This window comes from Sorangium sp. So ce295 (assembly GCF_051527405.1).
Classification (GTDB): domain Bacteria; phylum Myxococcota_A; class Polyangia; order Polyangiales; family Polyangiaceae; genus Sorangium; species Sorangium cellulosum_B.
This window is the reverse complement of sequence record NZ_CP150324.1, coordinates 10081227-10100074: the sequence shown is the minus strand read 5'-3', so window position 1 is coordinate 10100074 and position 18848 is coordinate 10081227. Positions and strand designations below refer to the sequence as shown.

Sequence of the window (18848 nt, the reverse complement as noted above, 5' to 3'; positions counted from 1 at the left end):
ACCAGGGAGAACTCGGCGAGCGGCGGTGGATCAGGCTGCCTTGCAGAAACCCCTGGACCGCGCGGCGAGCAGCGCGGCGAGGAGAAGCCAGGGGACAGCCGCGCCGTCCAGGCCAGGGCCAGCGTTGCGCGCCAGGGCGCAGCCGTTGCCGTGTGCGCGCGGCGGGCCGCTCCCCTCCGGAGCAGGCGCCGGAGGCGCGCCGCCGGAGTCCCCGGACCCGCCGGAGCCATTCGCGGCGGCGTCGCCGCTGTGGCCTCCGCCGCCCTGGCCGCCGCCGCCCTGGCCGCCGCCGCCCTGGTCCCCACCGCCCTGGCCGCCGCCTCCCTGACCCTCGCCCCCAGCGCCGCCCCCGGAGCCGCTGGCGGCCTCCGCGAGCAAGCAGCCCCCGGCGATGCACTCGCCGCCTGGACAGGGCGCCCCGTCGAGCTTGTAGCGCCTCTGGCAGGCGCCGGTGGCCGGCGCGCAGACGGCGCGCCTGCAGGTGGAGGTGTCGGGCTGCGGGCACACGAAAGGATCGCTGCCGACGCAGGCGCCGTTCTGGCAGGTATCGGTCTGCGTGCAGGCGTTGCCGTCGTCGCAGGGGCTGCCGTCGGGCTTGCGCGGGTTGTCGCAATCGCAGGCGTCGCCGACTCCATCGCGGTTGACGTCGGCCTGGTCGGGGTTCGCGACGAGGGGGCAGTTGTCCACCGTATCGCCGTCGCCGTCGGCGTCGTCGTCGTCATCGCAGGCGTCGCCGAGGAGATCGCCCGAAGGCAGGCCAGCATCGGTGTTGGCCTGGAGCGTGTTCGGGACCGCAGGGCAGTTGTCCTCGCTGTCGGGGATGCCGTCCTCGTCGGTGTCGAGCGCGCACTCTCCGGCCCTGCACTGCCCGCTGAGGCACTCCTTCGGGAGCGAGCACGGGGCGCCGACGGGCTTTTTCGGCAGGCAGTCGCCGCCGGTCGCCGCGCAGTAGGCCGAGTCGGCGCACTGGGTGTCGAAGGTGCAGCCCGTGAGGCAGGCGCCCGTGACGCAGCGGTACTCTGCGCAAGATCGCGTGTCGCCCTCGGTGCAGACCCCGCGGCCGTCGCAGAGGGGGGCCTCGACGAGCTCGGAGGCGTCCTTGCACGAGGCGGCGCCGCAGGGGGCGCCCTGCGCCCGCAGCTGGCAGTTGCCGCGGCCGTCGCAGAGGCCGGTGGTGCCGCAGGAGAGGGCAGGCTCCGCGGCGCAGTCGTCGTCCGGATCGGCGCCGGCCTGGATGGGGCCGCACGCGCCGTCGGGGCCGGCGCCCTTCTTCGCGGCGGAGCAGGCCATGCACGCGCCCGCGCAAGGGACGTCGCAGCAGACGCCGTCGACGCAGGAAACGCCGGCGCAGTCCGCGTCGGTGTCGCAAGGATCGCCGGGGAGGGCAGGGATGAAGAGCTCACCGTCGGCGAGGATGCCGCCGGGCCCGTCGCCGCCGGTGACCAGGACCTTGCCATCGCTCAGCAGCGTCGCCGCGTGGTTGGATCGCTGGGAGTACATCGTCTCTCCCGGAGACCAGCTGTCGGTGGTCTGGTCGTACACCTCCGCCGTCGCGCTACCCTCGTAGCCGTAAGCGCCGGCGATGCCCGCCACGATGAGAACCCGCCCGTCCAGGAGCGACGTGGCTGTGTGGTTCTGGCGCGCGGCGCTCATGGGAGCCCGCGCCGTCCAGCGATCGGTCGCCGGATCATACGCCTCCGCGGCCGCGAGGTTGGCGTTGTCGGCCCCATAACCGCCTACGACGAGGACCTGGTCGTCATCGAGCAGCGTGGCCGTGTGGCTCTGGCGCGCGGCGCTCATCGGCTCCGTCGCCGACCAGGTGCCCGTGTCGGGGTCGAAGATCTCCGCGCTCGAGAGGTTGGTATAGTCGGCCCCATAACCGCCCGCGACGAGGACCCGCCCGTCGCTCAACCGCGTCGCCGTGTGACCCTGGCGCGCGGTGCTCATCGGCTCTGTCGTCGACCAGGTGCCCGTGTCGGGGTCGAAGATCTCCGCGCTCGAGAGGTTGGTATAGTCGGCCCCATAACCGCCCGTGACGAGGACCCGCCCGTCGCTCAGCAACGTCGCCGTGTGGATCTGGCGCGCCGTGAACATCGGCTCTACCGCTCTCCAGCCGCGCGTGTCGGGGTCGAAGATCTCCGCGCTCGAGAGGCTGACATAGTCGATCCCTTGGCCGCCCGCGACGAGGACCCGCCCATCGTTCAGCCGCGTCGCCGTGTGCGCGCTGCGCGAGCCGCTCATCGCCTCGGCCGCGGTCCAAGTTCCGTCCGCCGGGTCGAAGATCTCCGTGCCCGAGAGGCTGACATGGGCGGTTCCGTAGCCGCCCGCGACGAGGACCCGCCCGTCGCTCAGCAACGTCGCCGTGTGGTCGTAGCGCGCGTCGAGCATCGGTGCTGCTTCCGACCACGGGCTCGCGCCCGCCAGGTCGTAGATCTCTGCGCTCGCCTCGAAGCCCTGGTTGCCGCCCGTCACGAGCACATCGCCGCCCGGGAGAAGCGTCGCGGTATGAGCGCTGCGGCCCGCGGCCATCGCCGGCACGTTCGACCACGAGCCTGCCGCCGGGTCGTAGATCTCCGCGCCAGCCAGGGGCCCGGACTCGGACGACGCGGACCCGCCCGTGACGAGGACCCATCCGCCGTCCAGCAGCGTCGCGGTGTGGCGAATGCGCCCGACGCGCATCGGCGCCGTGAGCGCCCAGCTGTCGCTCGCCGGGTCGTAGAGCTCCGCGCTCGTGAGCTCTCCCTCTTCCTCCTCTTCGCCCTCGCCGTACCGGTCGTTCGCTGGGAGGCCCGTGACGAGGACGCGTCCGTCGTTCAGACGCGTCGCCGCGTGCTCCTGGCGCGCGATGCGCATCGGCGCCGCGGCGGTCCAGATGTTCTCGGCCGGGTCGTAGATCTCCGCGCTGGCCAGCGCGCCCTGCCACTCGTGTCCGCCTGTGACGAGGACCCGCCCGTCGCCGAGCGGCGTCGCCGTGTGCTGGTAACGGCGAACGCTCATCGGCGCCGCGGCGGTCCAGATGTTCTCGGCCGGGTCGTAGATCTCCGCGCTGGCCAGCGCGAGCTCACCGTCGAGGCCGCCCGTGACGAGGACCCGCCCGTCGCCGAGCGGCGTCGCCGTGTGCCCTTCGCGCGGGGCGCTCATCGGTCGTGTCGGCGTCCAGCGGTCCTCCGCCGGGTCGTACAGCTCTGCGCTCATCAACACGCCATCGCTGCCCCGGCCACCCACGACCAATACCTGCCCGCTGGCCAGCAGCAGGGCGGCGTGCTGGCCGCGCGCCTCGCTCATCGGCTGAGCCGGCGCCCAGCTGTCGTCCGCCGGGGCGTACAGCTCCGCGCTCGCGAGATAACCTTCGCCGCCATAGCCGCCCACGACGAGGATCCGCCCGTCGTCGCCGCCCAGCAGCGTGGCCGTATGCCCGGCGTCCCGCCGCGTGGCCATCGCTTCGACGGGGCGCCACAGCGGATCCACGAGCAGCAGCTCCGCCGACGCCTCGACCAGCAGCGCGATCTCCGCCCCGCGCGCCTCGAGGCGCGCCGCGATCGGCCGCCCGCCTTCCGCGAAGGCTCGCGGCGCGGTGACGCGCAGCCGCGGCGTCCCCGCCGCGTCCAGCACCTCGACGGCCTCGCCGCGCTGCCGCAGCGCCGCGCCGTCCACCTCCCAGACCGCCGCAGGCTCACCCGGCGGCACGGCGCCCGGCTCCACCGTGAGCCATTCCTCGATGCCCCCGGCGACCGCCCGCCAGAACGACGCGCCGCCCGCGCGGCCGTAGATCACCGCGCCGTCGACCACCGCCCCCGGGCCGAACGCGCCGGCCTCGCGCACCCGGACCTCGAAGCCGCCAGCGCCCGAGAGCCGCATCCAGCCGCCGCCGTCGCGCGGCAGCTCGGCCTGGAGCCGCGGCCCGCGCCCCGTCAGGCCAGGCGCGCCCAGCGCGAAGCCGTCGCCGGTCGCGCCGGTCGCCACAGGCGCGTCGGGAGCGCCGCTGCCCAGCACCTCGGCGGCCTGCGCCGGGAACCGGCGCTGCACGAGCGCCGCCGCCGCCGCGCCGTCGCCCCCGGCCGCGCAGCTGAGCGCGCCCATCCATCCCACAACGGCCAGCACCAGGACGGCCATGACCAGCACGCGAAGACCCGACCCAGCTCGCATGCCTGCGAATGTCTCACGCGGTCACGCCCGCAACAACAGCGCCGCGACCGCGGCTCACACGAGCGATGTGCAGATCCCGAACCGGGGAGGATAGACCCCGACTCGGCGCTTGCCGCTCCGCGTCTCACGACGAAATCGATGTCTCAGCTCACGCCTCGAGATCGCCCGGTGCGAGCCTCGCCCCGAGCTGTCGTCCCGGGCCGCCCACGGCCCGCGCGAGCGCCTGCTCGCGCAGGTGCCGTCGCTCCTCGGGCAGGCGGGCGTGCAGGCGCGCCTGCACCCCCGCGAGCTCGCTCTCCGGGTACGAGCGCTCAATCAGCGCCACGAGGGAGCGCCCGGCGACGGCGTGGCGCACCTCGTCGCGCAGCAACGACTCGAAGACCCGCCGGATCGACGGCTCCTCGGCCGTGCGGACGTGGGCGCGTAGCGTCCTCACCGACTCTTCCTCGACGAGCACGAGCTCGCGGGCGGCGATCTCGAGCGCCCTGGCGGCTGGAGGATCGTCCGTGCGGGGCATGCGCTGCCCCCCGAGGTCGAGGTGGAGCGACTCCCATCCTCCGAGCCACCCGACGACCTCCGCGCACAGTCGACTGTGGCGGAGCTCGTCCCCGATGATCCGGTGAACGGCGGCGAGCGCCGGGTACGGCGCCTCGGCCTCGACGAGGGCGGCGAGCAGCTCGGTGTAGATCACCACCCCGCGGTACTCGCCCAGGACACGGTGGCTCCAGGCCAGCTGGGCGTGCTCGATGTCCTCCGCGGAGAAGCGCTCGAGATCGGGCCTCACGCCGAGCCCGTCGTCGACGCCGAACGATCCCTGGGCGTCGAGATCGCGAGCGAAGCGGGCGAGGATCGGATCGTCCGTGTCGAGCTCGATCATCTCTTCTCGATCCGGCTGGACACGCTCAGCGTGAAGAACGCGCCCATGTACTTGAAGTGAGGTCTGAGCTGCACCCCGAGCCTGTACCAATCGCCCTCGTGCTCGGTGTCCAGGACGAGCACTTTCACCTTGCGCAGCGGTCTCCGGGCGCGCGACGCCGCGGCCACCACCTCCCGGTCCGCGACGTACTGAGACACCCAGTCGTTCAGCTCTTTCTCGGCTTCTTGCGGCGTCTCGAAGGCGTGCTGGTAAGAACGGTAGATGACCTTGAGATAATGAACGATGCGGGCGAGGACGAAGAGCCAGGGCAGCTGGGTCCCGAGCCTGTAATTCATCTCGGCGGCCCTGCCCTCGTCCGTGTCGCCGAAGGACCGCGGCGCCTGCAGGGAGTTCGCCGAGAAAAAGCATGCCTGCCCGGGAGCGACCGCGAGGAGCGGGATCAATCCGCGCTCCGCGATCTCGGCTTCCTGGGGAAAGGACAGCGCCACCTCGGTGGGTGTCTCGATCGTGCCATGTCCCTCGGGCCGCGGTAGCCCCTCGATCAGCCCGCCGCCGCCGGGACGGATGATGTTGGGGCACCACCGGTAACGCGCGAAGCTGTCGGTGAGCCGGGTCGCGAAGGCGAAGCTCGCGTTGCCCCAGCAGTAGCTCTCGTGATCTTCAATGCTCTCCTCGTAGGCGAAGCTCGCCTCGGCGCGCTCGCCGCGACCGAACGGCGCGCGCAGCAGAAAACGCGGCAGCGCCAGCCCGAGCGCGCGTGAGCACTCCTCCGCGCGCAGCTGCTGCAGCGCCTCGGAGCCCTGGGCTCGGTCCGCAGCCCCGAGCGCGTGGTAGCTCTCCACCCCGAGGAGGAGCGGCGAGGCGCCCGCCACGAAGGGCGCCTGGGCCAGGAGCGCCACCGTCGCGCATCGCTGGAGCAGGGCGACGTCCTCCGGCTCCGGGCCGAACTCGAGGTTCGCGAGGATGGCGCCGTACGGCTCGTGCCCGCGCCCGATCGCGCGCGCATAGACGATGGCGTGGAGCCCGCTCTTGTCGCTCGCACGTGCGGATGCGAAGTCGTCCCGCAGGTCGTCCTTCGAGCAATTGAGCAGCTCGAGCCGGATGTTCTCGTCGAAGCTCGTCCTCTCGACCACGAACCAGAGCCCACGCCAGGCCCGCTCGAGACGCTGAAAGAGCGGGTGGTGGAGGATCTCGTCCACCTGCGCGCCGATGCGTCGATCGATGCCCGCGATCAGCTCGTCGAGCCGCTCTGGGATCAGCTGGACGAGCCGCTCGTCGTCGACCGGTAGGCGAAGCGTCGTGGTCATGGTGAACGAGTAGAGGCGCAGCCGTCGCGAGCCGCAAGAGCGTCCGGCGCCCGGGGCGCGCTAACGCCGGTGTTGGAGAGCGCACGGGCGCGTGGCCCGGAAGGTCCGTGAGGGGCTGCGCGCCGCGCTTATCGCTCGCGCTTCGTGTCCTGGACAAGGCCCAAGTTCGTCCCTGAGTTCATCGCGGAGAGGCCGGAGGTCCTGCGGGCTACAACAGGGGCCCGCAGGACCTCCGGCCCAGGAGCGACGAACCATGCGGCGCGCCTCGGTTGACAGATTCCGGGCGGCGGGGCATCGAGAGCTCGGGGGCGGGCGCCAGGGCGCCCCGCCCCTCCGACGCAGGCACGGGCGGCGTGGCGGTGACCCGAGAACTCGTTCTTCAGCTCGGCGCGGCGGGTCAGGGGCCGCTCTTTCTGCAGATCGCGCGGGCCATCGTCGAGGACATCGAACGGGGCCGCCTGCGCCCCGGCGAGCGGCTGCCCTCCAGCCGCAAGCTCGCCCTCCAGCTCGGCGTCCACCGCAAGACCGTGATCGCCGCGTTCCTCGAGCTCGCGCGCCAAGGTTGGATAACGAGCGCGCCCGCCTCCGGCACCTACGTCTCGAGCGACCTGCCCGCCAAGCTGCCCCCCTTCCGCCGACGAGCCCTCGCCGACCGGGCCGGGTTCGACTTGCCCGGACGCCCCTTGCCGGCCCCGTCCTCGAGCCCGCGCGCCGGCCTGCTGCTGCTCGGCGGGGTGCCCGAGCTCGGCTTCGTGCCGAGGCTGGAGCTGTGCCGCGCCTACCGCCGCGCGCTGCTCGGCGCCGGGGCGCGCGCGCTGATGGACTACGGCGACCCCCGGGGCGAGCCGCGCCTGCGCCGGGCGGTGGTCGAGTCGCTGACCCGGGCGAGGGGGGTGCGGGCGAGCGTCGAGTCGGTCAACATCGTGCGCGGCAGCCAACAGGGCCTCTACCTCGCGGCGCGCGCGCTGCTGGAGCCGGGCGACTGCGTGGCGATCGAGGCGTACAGCCACCCCGCCGCCCGCGGCGCGCTCGAGCTCTCGGGCGTGGAGCTCGTGCCCGTGCCGCTCGACGGCGAGGGGCTCGACGTCGCCGCGCTCGAGGCCCTCTGCGCGGCCAGGCGGGTCAAGGCGGTCTACACGACGCCCCACCACCAGCTACCCACGACCGTCACCTTGACCGCGCCGAGGCGCGTGCGCCTGCTCGAGCTGGCGCGGCGCCGGCGCCTGCTCGTGCTCGAAGACGATTACGACCACGAGTTCCGCTACGAGGGGCGGCCGGTGCTGCCCCTCTCGTCCGCCGACCGCCACGGGGTGGTCGTCTACCTGGGCACCCTGTCGAAGATCCTGGCGCCGGGGCTGCGGCTCGGCTTCGTCGTCTCCACCCCCGACGTCGCCGAGCGGATCGCGGCCTACCGGGCCTTCGTCGACCACCAGGGCGACCACGCGATCGAGCGCGCCGTCGCCGAGCTGCTCGAAGACGGCGAGATCGATCGGCACACGCAGAGGGTCCGGCGCGCCTACCGCGCCCGCCGCGACGCGCTCTGCGAGGCGCTCGCGCGCCACCTGCCCGGGCTCGAGTTCGACCCCCCCAGCGGGGGCATGGCCCTCTGGGCGCGGGCCCCCGGCGTCGACATCGACGCATGGGCCCGGCGCGCGCACGCGGCGGGCGTCTCCTTCCAGCCCGCGAGTCACTTCGCGCTCGGTCGCTGGCCGCTCGACTTCGCCCGCTTCGGCTTCGCCGCGTGCGACGAGGCCCAGCTCGCGGACGCGGCGCGGCGGCTCGCGCAGACCTTGCCGAAGGCCCGGTCGAGGCCCGCGGGGGATCGCCCCTGACGCGCGCCTCGCTCCCCGCGGCGCGCGGGCGACTGGACTACTCGATATCGACGATCTGGCCCCAACGCAGGGTGCCTGCGCGGGCTAGGGTCTGACCGAACAGGAGACCCGAACATGGTCAAAGCTTTCTTCGCCAGCATGACATTCGGCGCGGCATTGCTCGGCTGCGCCCAGACCGAGGCGCCGGACCCGCCCCCCGCGGAGGGAGAATCGGAGAGCCAGGCATCGCTCACGACGTCCACGAAATGGCTGGTGCAGCCGGGAGCGCGTCTGGTCTTGCTCGGCGTCACCAGCGACAATCACGCTCTCTACCAGGAGGGAGAGCTCGTGTATGCGACCGCGCTCAAGCCGGGCGCGACGAGGCAGCGAGTCGCTCAGGTGCCCTCCGGGAACACGGCGTTCGTCTACATCGTCGGCAAGGTCGCGTTCTGCTGGACCAACCCCGACCGGACCTTGCCCGGCTTCGGGGTCAGCCCCCTTGTCGTGTGGAGCGCGGCATCCGGCCCGCACGAGGCGTCCGCCGCCTCGCCCATCGGGACCTTCGCGACCTCGGCGAGCGCCGACGGCCGCTCGGTGCTCTTCCCCACCCATGGCAACGCCGACGGCAGCGTCGGCGACGTCGAGCTCGCCTCGACCGACATGAGCGAGCGCACGACGCTGCTCGGCGCCGTGCCGATGGGCTTCCCCCGGGGGTATTGTCGGCCGTTCGCCGCGTTCGTGGGCCGTCACGGCCGCTCGCACCCGGTCGCGCTGCACTGCGAGGGCGCCACGAGCTCTGCCACCTTGTCGAGCTGGGAGCGGGGCGAGCGGGTCGACCTGCTCAGCGGCGTCGCGACGCCCCCCTTCTTCAGCGCCGACGCCGACGGCGGGTCGTTCTTCACGACGCTGGCGGGCTCGGGGCACCCCGTCGTCGTCTCCGACGACGGCGAGGTGAGCGCGCTCGACGAGGCGCGCTCGAGAATCGGCTTCTTCACCAAAGGCAGCTTCGTCGTGTACACCGCGCAAACGGAGGCCGGCCTCGAGCTGCGCCGCGCCACGCCGGGCGACTGTCCGTCGACCGAGACCCTCGCCGACGAGGTCGGGGGCATTCTCACCGTCCTGGCCGGGTCGAAGGTCATCACCGACGCATGGGCGTCGCCGGACGGCAGCAAGGTGCCCTTCTTCACCCAGCGCGACCCGGCGACCGGTCTGTCCGACGTGGCGCTCGCCGACGCGCGCGACGGTACCCCGCCCCTGTCGGTCGACCCGCAGGCGCGGAACGTGCTCGGCGGCCCGCCCTTCAGCGCCGACTCGAAGCACCTTCTGTTCGCCCGCATCGTCGACCTGACGGCCGGCACCGCCCCCCTCTTCGCCTCGGCCGAGGGCGGCGTGCGGCAATTCAGCGACGACGGGGGCTGGAGCTACCTGCCAGCCGTTCGCGGCCTCGTGTCGTTCAACGACAACACCCGCTTCGACGCGGAAGACTTCGCGAGATCGACGGCCGACCTGAAGGTCGTCGACCTGTCGCGCAAGCGCCTGAAGCCGCGGCTCATCGCGCCGGGAGCGAACCTGACCTATTTCAGCAGCCACGGCGGCCGCCGCCTCGCCTTCACGACGGACCTCCCCGGTACGACGGCTGGCCTCTATTCAGCCGGGGTCGGCGAGTAGGCGTGCAGAATCGGCGAGCCGGGCCCGGCCAGCGCGGGCGCTCGGCATGGCAAATTCGTCGCCCAAGGACGAATTTGCGGTGGCGAACCGGTGCGATCCGCCGTCATCGCCGGCATTTCGGCGGGGCATGGCGACGGATCGCAGCCCCTCGGAAGGTGTGGGCCCAACGCGGGCCCAATGAATAGGCGTTTGCGGGACTGCGCCTGAGCAGCAGCGGCGGCGAGGTCCCGGCGCAGTCCTGCAAACGTCGGGTTGGACCGGGCCGGTTCGCGGCCGGGCGAGGCGGTCGCGGGGTCTATGGGGATCCTGCCCGAGAAGGCAGCAGAGGGCGGGTGCGGCGGGGCTTGCACGCGTGGTGCATCCCGCCGCCACGACGTCGGGCGCAGACGTGCCGAGACAGAGCGCGATGCCGATGGAGGCCCAGCAGCACGCACGCTGCCGACATGGACGGCGCAGAAGGCGGATCGATGCCTGACCGCCACGCGACGGAGGTGGTGTTGTTGCTCCTGCCCAGGCCAGCGATGCTCATGACGTGTCCGGAGGAGCAGCGGAAGAGGCGACGACGCACGACGGCAGCGGGCGGCGAGCCATCGCAGCCTGGCCGCAGCGAGGGCAGATGGACAGGTCGATCCCCGTGAGCGCGGTGAGCAGCGTGCACCAGTCGACCTTGACGACGTGGCGCGCAGAGGGCTCGTGCTCGTGAGAGCTGCCTTCCCGGTGCTCATCTCCCCGGACAGCGCGCTGCCCTGCGTCTCGCGCCGCCAGGATCCTCGTGCGTGCCACCTCGAGCGTGGTGGTGGCGTGACACGCAGCCATCAGGCCGAAGTGTCGGATCTTCACGAAGCGATGAGGCAGCACGTGCAGCAGGAAGCGACGCAGAAACTCCTCTGCGGAGAGCGTCACGGTCTTGTCTCCGCGGGTCCGGAAGCACACGCCGCGCTCATCCATCCACCGCAGCCGGTGATTGGACAGCCCGACACGGTGGGTATAGCGACCGAGGTAAGCAAAGACCTGCTCGGGCCCAGCGAAGGGCGGCTTGGCGTACACCACCCAGGGCTTGCGGTAGAGCGCGCCGAGCAGCGCAGCGAAGGCAGCGGGGTTGGCCAGCGCGGCGGCCCCGCCGGTCAGGTCGAGCTCTCCTTGGTCATAGGCCTGCCGAAGCGCAGCGAGCAACTTGCCACGGAAGAGCTTGCCGAGGACCTGCACAGGGAAGAGGTAGCCGCGCCGCCCCTCGATCCAGCGCGAGCCGTCGAGCGAGAGCCCACCGCCGGTGACGATACAGTGCAGGTGTGGATGGAAGCTGAGGTTGCGGCTCCAGGTGTGCAGCACGGCGGTGACACCGAGGTCGGCGCCGAGCCGTTTGGGATCGCGGCCGAGCGTGAGCAGCGTCTGCGAGCCGCACTGGAAGAGCAGATCGAAGACCGTCTGCGGGTTGACGAGCGCCAGCGGGCGCAGCTCGGCCGGGAGCGTGAAGACGACGTGGAAGTAGTGCGTCGGCAGGATGCGCTGCTGCCGCTCGGCGATCCACCTGGCCTGGCTGAGGCTCTGGCACTTGGGACAGTGGCGGTTGCGGCAGGAGTTGTACGAGGGCTGCTCGTGGCCGCAGCTCGTGCACACGTCGACATGGCCGCCCAGCACCGCGGTCCTGCACGCCGCGATGTCGCGCAGGACCTTGCGCTGGGCGGCGGAGACGGCGTGGGCGCGCAGGTAGGCCTCGCCGTGGGCGCGGACGATATCCGCGACCTCGAGACGAGGCCTACCCGTCGCCGCGGGCCGCGGCGCCAGGCGATGCGTGAGCACGCGACCTCAGCCGAGCTTCTTCTTGGCCTCCTGGGTGCCGAGCACTTCGGCCGGGCTGCGGGTGCGACCGACGTGAGCCTGGCTGACGCGGACGTAGCGGACGGTGGTGCGGATGGAGCGGTGGCCGAGCAGGGCCTGGATGACGCGGATGTCGGTGCCGAGCTCGAGCAGGTGGGTGGCAAAGCTGTGCCGCAGCACGTGCGGGGTGACGCGCTTGTGCAGCTTGCAGCGCCTCGCCGCCTCGCGCAGCGCGTTGCGCACCGCCTCGTGCGAGATGACCGAGCCCTGCTTGCGACCCGGGAACAGCTCCGGTCCAGCCGGTCTCTCCGCCCGCCAGTAGATGCGCAGCGCGGTCAGCACGGGGGCGCTGAGCATCACGTACCGATCACGCCCGAGCTTGCCATTGCGGACGTGGATGAGGTTGCGCTTGCTGTCGACGTCCTCGACCCGCAGCGAGCAGACCTCATCGATCCGCAGACCGGCACCGTACGCCGTCAGTACGATCGTGCGCTGCTTGACCGAGCCGATCGCGTTGAGCAGCGCCTCGACCTCGGTGCCGCTGAGGACCGGCGGCAGCTTCTGGGGCACCTTCGGCCAGGGGATCGCGACGGCGACCTCCGGACGCCCGAGCGTGGTGGCGTAGAGGAACTTGATCGCCGCCACGTACTGGTGCTGCGTCGCCTCCGCGATCTTTCGCTGCTCGGCGAGGTAGAGCAAAAACGCGCGCACCTCGTCGAGACCCATCTGCTGCGGCGGCTTGCGGTGGTAGGCTACGAAGGCCCGTGCGCAGCGGAGGTAATTGTCGCATGTCGACGGCTTGTATCGCCGCAGCTTCAGGTCTTCGGCCATTCGATCGCGGAGCTGTCCCATCGCTGCCCTCCTGGTGGACGCGGCGCCCGGGCAGGGGCGTCGCGAACGGCAGGGTGGGCAGGGAATGCGGTGGCGGGCGGCCAGACCTGCGCTGCGCCGGGCGTTTTTTTTCGCAATGAACACCGGCAAAATCCACGCTGCGGCAGCAATGAGTGCCGTCACAACCGCAGCGAAGACAAGGAGCCGAGCCGCAGCAGGAAATCGCGGCTCGGTATCCGCAATGCTTAACGGAGCAGGGCCCGCAGCATCTTCTTGAGCCTCACGCCGAGCTCCTGCACCTCGTCAGCATCGAGCTCGCTCGCGGCCCCGAGCGCCGCCGCTCCCAGGGTCTCGTGGAGGCCTACGCGGGGCGCGAGGGCGGCGTTTTCATCGCGGTCGCGGTCGTCGTCGCGATCGACCTCAGCAGGGACAGGAGCTGCCGCGAAGCGGCTTGGTCCAACCGGCGAGCCCGGGGTCCGGGGAGCTCGCGCAGGTCGACCCATCGCCTCGCGCCGTCGTGCTCGCAGCGCTCGCCAACGCCCTCAGCTGCGCCCTCGCCCTCGGGGACCACGTTGCGGCTCGGGTCGTTCACGAGGCGATCGGTCGGCTGCTCGGCCTGGCGCCAGCTCCGGAGGAGCGAGCAAGGTCGCGCCAATGGTAGCAGGCGGCATTGACGAGGCGCCCGGATAGGACAGATGCGGAGCTCCGCAGAGGCCGAGCCACGTCAGCGCGGTCCGCTAACGACTTGCGGCTCTGCTGCGCCGCGAAGCGGCGCCGGCAGCAGCAGCAGCGGGTTAGCCAGATCCACGAAGTGCAGTCAACTTGGCGTCGGCCAGCGCTTGAAGGTCGCTCGGCCACGGAATCAGCTCAAAGAGAGAGGATCGCTGGCGCTCCCAGGCCTCCAGCCACCAGGGGCGCACCGCATAGCTCTGAATGCCGCACAACCACAGGTGGGCCAGAAGTCCCAAGAGACCGGTACCCTCGCTGGCATTGCCATCACCGAGCCGCATCACACGAAGCGGCGGAGTCTCTATGCGGCCATCGTGGTTGGGCATCAACAGGTACTTCCCACGCACATACACAAAATCGGGTAGTGGTGAGAGTCCGATCTCAGGCCGATCGCGGAGAACGCTCCAGAAGCATTCGGTAGCAGACTCGAGGCTGGGCCCTTCCCATGCATAGACCCCGACGGCGCGTCGAGAGCCGCCAGCCTCTTGCGACGAAAGCTGACGCACAATATCGGAGAGATGCGATTTCCCCTGAATGACCGTCTTCACCTCGATCGTCGCTGCAACGGCGTCGGCGTCTACCACGACGCAGTCTCCGATCGTCAGCAGCAGGGGTAAGCGCTGCCAGTCATAGACAATGATGTCCTGCTGCCGCGTCACGCTCTCGGGAGAGAGCACGAAGCCGGTCCCGATGCGGAGCTTTGCGGGCAAAAACCGGGATAACACTTGGCCGAGGAAAACTTCGTGGGTACGCCCAACCTCGCCAGCATGACTTACGAATAGGCTAAGCGTTCGGAACTGTGCCGAGAGTTCTGCCGCGTAACGATCCGCAAGGTGCTCAAGGCTGGTGACATCGGGGGGATCGCGAAACCGCATAGGTGCCCTTCTGGCTAACGGCTGGGGCCTCACGCGCGGGGCGTGGAGCCTCGCTTCGCGCGACACTGCACCCCGTCGGGTGCAGGCCGCTGTTCGGCGGCCCGGGTATAATCCATTCTATTGCGCAATTCGGTCGAAGTGTGCCGTCACGGCCGCCTCCTCTGCAAGCAACCGGCGACGGCGCCGGAGAAACTCATCGAAGGGCAGGGAACCCAAGAGAATCATGCTCAGGTCGTGGCCCGTGATTACGAAGAAGGTGGGCTGCTTGCCGACTCGGATCGCCGCCTCCGCCTCCTGCGTGATGCCATTCATGGCAACAAACATCCCGCGGGTAAAGGAAGACTTGCCCTCAATCTTGCCTCGAAATACAAGCAGTTCCTTCTCGCGCAATGGCTTCCGCTCCCACTTCGCTTCCAGCAGGTAAACCTCGTGGTCCAACTCGAAGGATCCATCGATCTGCTCACCGACAAGTTCGAAGGGGCTTCGCGGCGCCAGATTGAACAGGCTAAAAAGGCGATTGAGCAGTCTTTCTAGCTTCAGACCAGCTTCTTGGCGGTCCGGTTGTACAAAAAGCGCATCCAACTCGGCCTTGAGTTGGCTTAGCGCCAGCAAGTGCTGTTCCCGCGCGGAGGGGCGCACAAGAACTGGCTCCGAAGTGGTCGCGGAAGCCTGCCCGACGGCGCAGCCCGAAGCGAGTCTTTCAGCAATACGGCAGCAATCCTGGTACACGCGTTTGCTCTCCTCGTCGCGACTCGGATTGCTGAACTCGCGGTACTCCAGGAGGTCAGCGAGTAGCTTACCGACAACCCTATTGGGTTCGCGATCCCAGAACGCACGAATGCGATTCGCCTTCGAGCCAGAGGCGTAGTTGTAGACCTCGTCGTAGATGTTCTTCCGAACGCTCTGCAGAACGAACTCCTCAAGAGTCCTGTTCGAGAAGTCCAGCACGTAGCCGCCGCCCATCCCGAGCAACTTCTCAAGCTTCGTGTTCTCGATGAAAGTGAGGTCTGCCATTTGGAACCTTTCCCGCATCCGACATGGCGCGCTGCACGGCCAGCGCAGCTACCCGGCGCATTCGTCGGGGCCGCGTGCTGGTTCGACACGACGGCATTCTACGCCACTCACCCGCGACCTCCGCCCGCCGAACGGCTGGCGTTCTGCCGCGTGGACCCGAGCGTAGCGAGGGCCACGTCGGTCAGCAACGCTGAGCTAGGCACCGCCTCGGTCGTCTGCGGAGGGTGATTCCGCTTTTTTCGCAACACGCTCCTATACCTCAGTCATAATGAGCTTCCTCCGGCGAAAGAATTCTTGTAATGCTGCCGAATACTTCACATCGGGAGCTGGATCGAGAATTCCCAGCAGCTGCTTCCCTGAAGCCGAGAGCGCCACGCCATTCACGCGAAGTTGCTCCTCGCGGCTTCGCTCCTCCTCTGGGATCAATACCCACTGACGATCCTGAAAGGTAAATGGGAACCCCACGCCGCCAGCGATCGCTACGCTTGCGCGGTAGTCCATGTAGGAATTGTAATCGTGGATAATCAGGCCGAATTCATGCAGTACGTTCAGGTTGCCGAACGAAAGCCCGTAATCCTGAAGCGAGTTTTGTGCGGCATTCCCGGACAAGGAAACCACGCGCGCATCAATGACTTGACCTTGCATTCGTAGTGAGATGGTGAGCGAAGCCAAGCGCTGAAAGATCGATGCGGCACGCCTGTCAAGCTCACCCATCAACTTCACCGTTCTGATCGAGAACGAGGATGGTTTGCGAATTTCGCCAGCAAGGATTCGCCCGAACAGCTCCCGCATTTCCTTGGTGCTCTTTTGGCATGCTTCCTTCTCGAAAGCGTTTAGCCAGTCGTCATCAATCGGAGGGACTTCATCAGACCCCGCTGTTTTCTGGTCACCGGCGTCCAACTGCTTGAGCTCACGGGCAGCAACCGCAGCAACCTGATCGAGATTGACCTGCTCGCGAATGATCCTTTGCCCGTACTTTTTAACGGCAACGCGAGCGAACTCTGGATCAACTTTCATCTGGGCGGCGATCTGGTTTGCACCGGTCGAGATGATCTTGACGCGAGCCTGAGCCTCCGCCCGCTTTTCCGCCGCTGCGCCTTCAAGATACGCGATCGGTACATCTATCGCCGCGCTGCAGAGCTGCCCGAACGCCTGGAACAAATTCCTGCGAATGGGCGCCGGGATTGAAGCGCCGGTCACCAGGTCCGCAACGACGTCGCCGACTGTGGCTAGGGCACCGCCAGCTGACTCGTCCTCGTTCGCTGACTGTGGTTCGTTCTCATTCGTCATCGGCAAGTCCTCTGGCGCAGTAGCCGCGCGTGCCTAACGTTGCGGTAACCCGCGGCGCGAAGCGCCGTCGGGTTCAGTGCAAAGTCAGGCGTCAACATCGAATGCCTCAGAAATCCGCTTCATCATTGCGTCGAATTCATGCTGAAGATACATGGGTGCAAACCCTGCTGTCGGATGTCGCTTCACCAAGTGCATTTTCATGACGTAGCTCTTGCTGCCAGGATCTGAGTCAAGGTCACGTGTCTGAGTGATGAAGTTAGTTAGCGCCACACCATCATGATGCAGCGCCGACATGAGGTGGTCGAATTCGTCAATCGCCACAAAGTAAACATTCTCCGGTCGAAGCGCTGCCGTGGTCGGGTCATAGCCCTCCTGTGTAATACGCTGCGCCCCAATCGAACTAACGAAGTCGGCGCCAGTTCCGAAGTAGAGCTGCTTGTAGGTGACAACGAGAAGAAACAGCTCTCGCGAACCCAATTGTTTTAGCACTCGGCGGCCGCACTCTTCGCCTTGAATCAATGCTTTAATGATAGATGTCCGAGTCCGGTTGACCACGGTGGTGGCGCTCGGAGTGGTCATGCCTTGAAATCCGATGTCAACGCCTTTGGCATCTATCAGAAGTACGCTGCGATCACGGATCAGGGCGAAATCTGTAACCTTTCCAGAGCCGAAAGTGGACTGTAGCTGCTTCTCGTCGATGAAATCTTCGCACAGGAATTGCAATCCTCCCCGAACGTAAATTTCAAAACGGCGCCCGAAGTGTTTCATGAAGCGCTCGGTGTCGGCAGCGCGGAGGGTGTCGTATATGTGGTCCTCAATTGATTTGAGGAGTATTTGCGGCGAAAAGCAGAGCAAGTCATCCGCTCGACGGAGGAGCGGGAAGGCCAGCATGGGTGAACGCTCCCTGAACTCCTGTGGCTTGTGTAAGGTGACTCCTTGGAGGTATTGCCGGAGCTCTGGAAGCGTACGCGAGTACGAGCTGAGGAAAGCCGATGTCACTTCGGAACTGTGCCGCTTGCGAACACCGTCGAAGTACGAATCGCGAATAGTGGCTCGCGGAGAAGACAAAAATCCAGAAGCTAGCATGAATGAAAGCTCGATCCAATCATCAAGAGTGACGCCCTTCGCTGCGAGAAACATCGTCCCAAGTGGATGTGCAGAGGGGAGGTCTCGAAAGAGCAGTGCCTGGCGTGCAATTCTCGCGAGCGTTATCGGATCCTGAAAGAGAAACTGTTGATAGGCAATGGCACGCATGAAGAGACGAATATTATCGTGCTCCTTCGGTTGATTCGACGCATTGTCGACGCCGTGCATTAGATTCACGAGTTTGTCGACTTCCTGATCGGTGACGCGGCGGAGTATTATAGGACCAAAGGAACCATACAAGATGATCCACTTGAGAAGGAGGAGGAGCAGCCAAGGGGGCTGAGCTCGCCATTCGTCGACGTCTCGCTCTTTTTGCCGATGGATCCTTGAGACAACGTTCGCGAGCAGTTCGGTTCCTGAGTACAGTCGAATAGCGTCATGGACACGCTTTGCAACTTTTGCATAGCGCTTGTCTCGCAGTTGTTGACTCAGCAGCATAACGCTCTCGTGTGCCTAATTATCAGTCGATTGGTCAACCGAAGCCGCCGGACCAGGTCTGTCTAGATCGTCGCCTTCTGTGATCTCCCCCCACGAAAGTCTCACGGATCGGCTCTGCGCCGCAAGGCCCAAGCGCGGTCCAGCGCCATAGGGTAGATCCATCTACCACCGGCGGCAGTCGCCGCCTTTCCCGGGGGCCGGGGGCGCGGCGGACGCGCAGCCGGAGGCGTCGCGCATGGGTGACACGGCGCGAGCCGCCTCATCGAAAGGTTGCCGGACACATACCGGTCCGTTCACAACCTCGGTCCGAAGGGGGCCGTTGAGCGGGCTGCGGACGGCCAGGCCGCCGCGGTTCAGCACGTGCTTCATGGTCGAGAATCTACCCGCCTCTGGTTGCGAAAACTGGTCCACCCCCGGCGGCCGGATGTCGCGTCGCTCGCGCCGCCGGCGCGTTCGGCATCGAACCGGTGGTGAGCGCGCGGGCCGCGACGGGGGGGCGAGGTGCGACGCTCACGGGATGCGTCGCGCGCGGCCGTGCCGGGTCTGCCGTCCGTGGTTCCAGCCTGATCCTCGCGTTGGCGATCGGCAGCATCTGTGCTCGTCGCCATCGTGCCAGGTGGCGAGGCGGAAGAAAACGTAGGCGTCGTGGTCGGAGCGTAACCCTGACTACTTCGTAGCGCGGTGGCTGGAGCAGCGGACGGCGATGGCGTGGCCGCCGCCTGCGCCGCTGCGGGTGCCGCCGCCGCTTGACCGACTTCCCTGGGACATCGCGCAAGATGAGTGCGGGGTCCAAGGTGCGGATTTCATTTGGCTATTCGGCTGAGTCCTGATCGGCGCCGCGCAAGGCCAGGCGAAGGCGCAAGTGATGGATCCTTCATGAGAAACAGGCGGACGCCCC

General features: G+C 68.2%; 11 protein-coding genes. 2 read left to right on the top strand and 9 right to left on the bottom strand.

Translation table 11 applies throughout. The annotated features are described in order from the left end of the window. Positions 1-30 precede the first annotated feature (30 nt). From WMF11_RS38270 to tssC, 3 genes are all read right to left on the bottom strand, one after another. Entirely contained in the window at positions 31-4146 is a 4116-nt protein-coding gene (locus WMF11_RS38270) for a kelch repeat-containing protein (protein WP_437974300.1), read from the bottom strand. Between the two features lie 148 nt (positions 4147-4294). Continuing rightward, on the bottom strand, positions 4295-5023 hold the full coding sequence (locus WMF11_RS38265; protein ID WP_437974299.1) for a ferritin-like domain-containing protein: 729 nt from the start codon (positions 5021-5023) through the stop codon (positions 4295-4297). Then, positions 5020-6330 (bottom strand): type VI secretion system contractile sheath large subunit, encoded by a 1311-nt coding sequence (gene tssC, locus WMF11_RS38260; RefSeq protein ID WP_437974298.1) that lies wholly within the window; start codon positions 6328-6330, stop codon positions 5020-5022. Before tssC ends, WMF11_RS38265 begins: the two co-directional genes overlap by 4 nt. 359 nt (positions 6331-6689) lie before the next feature. Here tssC and WMF11_RS38255 point away from each other — a divergent pair, with 359 nt between their 5' ends. Then, positions 6690-8162, top strand: a complete 1473-nt coding sequence (locus WMF11_RS38255) for a PLP-dependent aminotransferase family protein (RefSeq protein ID WP_437974297.1) — start codon at positions 6690-6692, stop codon at positions 8160-8162. 114 nt (positions 8163-8276) lie between these two features. Continuing rightward, positions 8277-9809: a hypothetical protein gene (locus tag WMF11_RS38250; RefSeq protein ID WP_437974296.1), complete on the top strand. Its 1533-nt coding sequence runs from the start codon at positions 8277-8279 to the stop codon at positions 9807-9809. 525 nt (positions 9810-10334) lie between these two features. Here the strand turns inward: WMF11_RS38250 and WMF11_RS38245 are convergent. From WMF11_RS38245 to gapS1, 6 genes are all read right to left on the bottom strand, one after another. Further along, positions 10335-11609 (bottom strand): IS91 family transposase, encoded by a 1275-nt coding sequence (locus WMF11_RS38245; protein ID WP_437974295.1) that lies wholly within the window; start codon positions 11607-11609, stop codon positions 10335-10337. Positions 11610-11615: 6 nt separating this feature from the next. Further along, a complete protein-coding gene (locus tag WMF11_RS38240) occupies positions 11616-12479 on the bottom strand; it encodes a tyrosine-type recombinase/integrase (protein WP_437974294.1) in 864 nt (287 codons plus the stop codon). A 773-nt stretch (positions 12480-13252) separates the two neighbouring features. Further along, positions 13253-14062, bottom strand: coding sequence for a DUF6602 domain-containing protein (locus WMF11_RS38235; RefSeq protein ID WP_437974293.1), 810 nt, complete (start codon positions 14060-14062; stop codon positions 13253-13255). Positions 14063-14179: 117 nt separating this feature from the next. Next, positions 14180-15076, bottom strand: coding sequence for a hypothetical protein (locus WMF11_RS38230; protein WP_437974292.1), 897 nt, complete (start codon positions 15074-15076; stop codon positions 14180-14182). A 252-nt stretch (positions 15077-15328) separates the two neighbouring features. Further along, positions 15329-16366 carry a DUF2806 domain-containing protein gene (locus tag WMF11_RS38225; protein WP_437974291.1) on the bottom strand — a complete coding sequence of 346 codons (1038 nt, stop codon included), beginning with the start codon at positions 16364-16366 and terminating at the stop codon, positions 15329-15331. An 84-nt stretch (positions 16367-16450) separates the two neighbouring features. Beyond that, on the bottom strand, positions 16451-17950 hold the full coding sequence (gapS1, locus tag WMF11_RS38220; protein WP_437974290.1) for a GapS1 family protein: 1500 nt from the start codon (positions 17948-17950) through the stop codon (positions 16451-16453). Positions 17951-18848 lie beyond the last annotated feature (898 nt).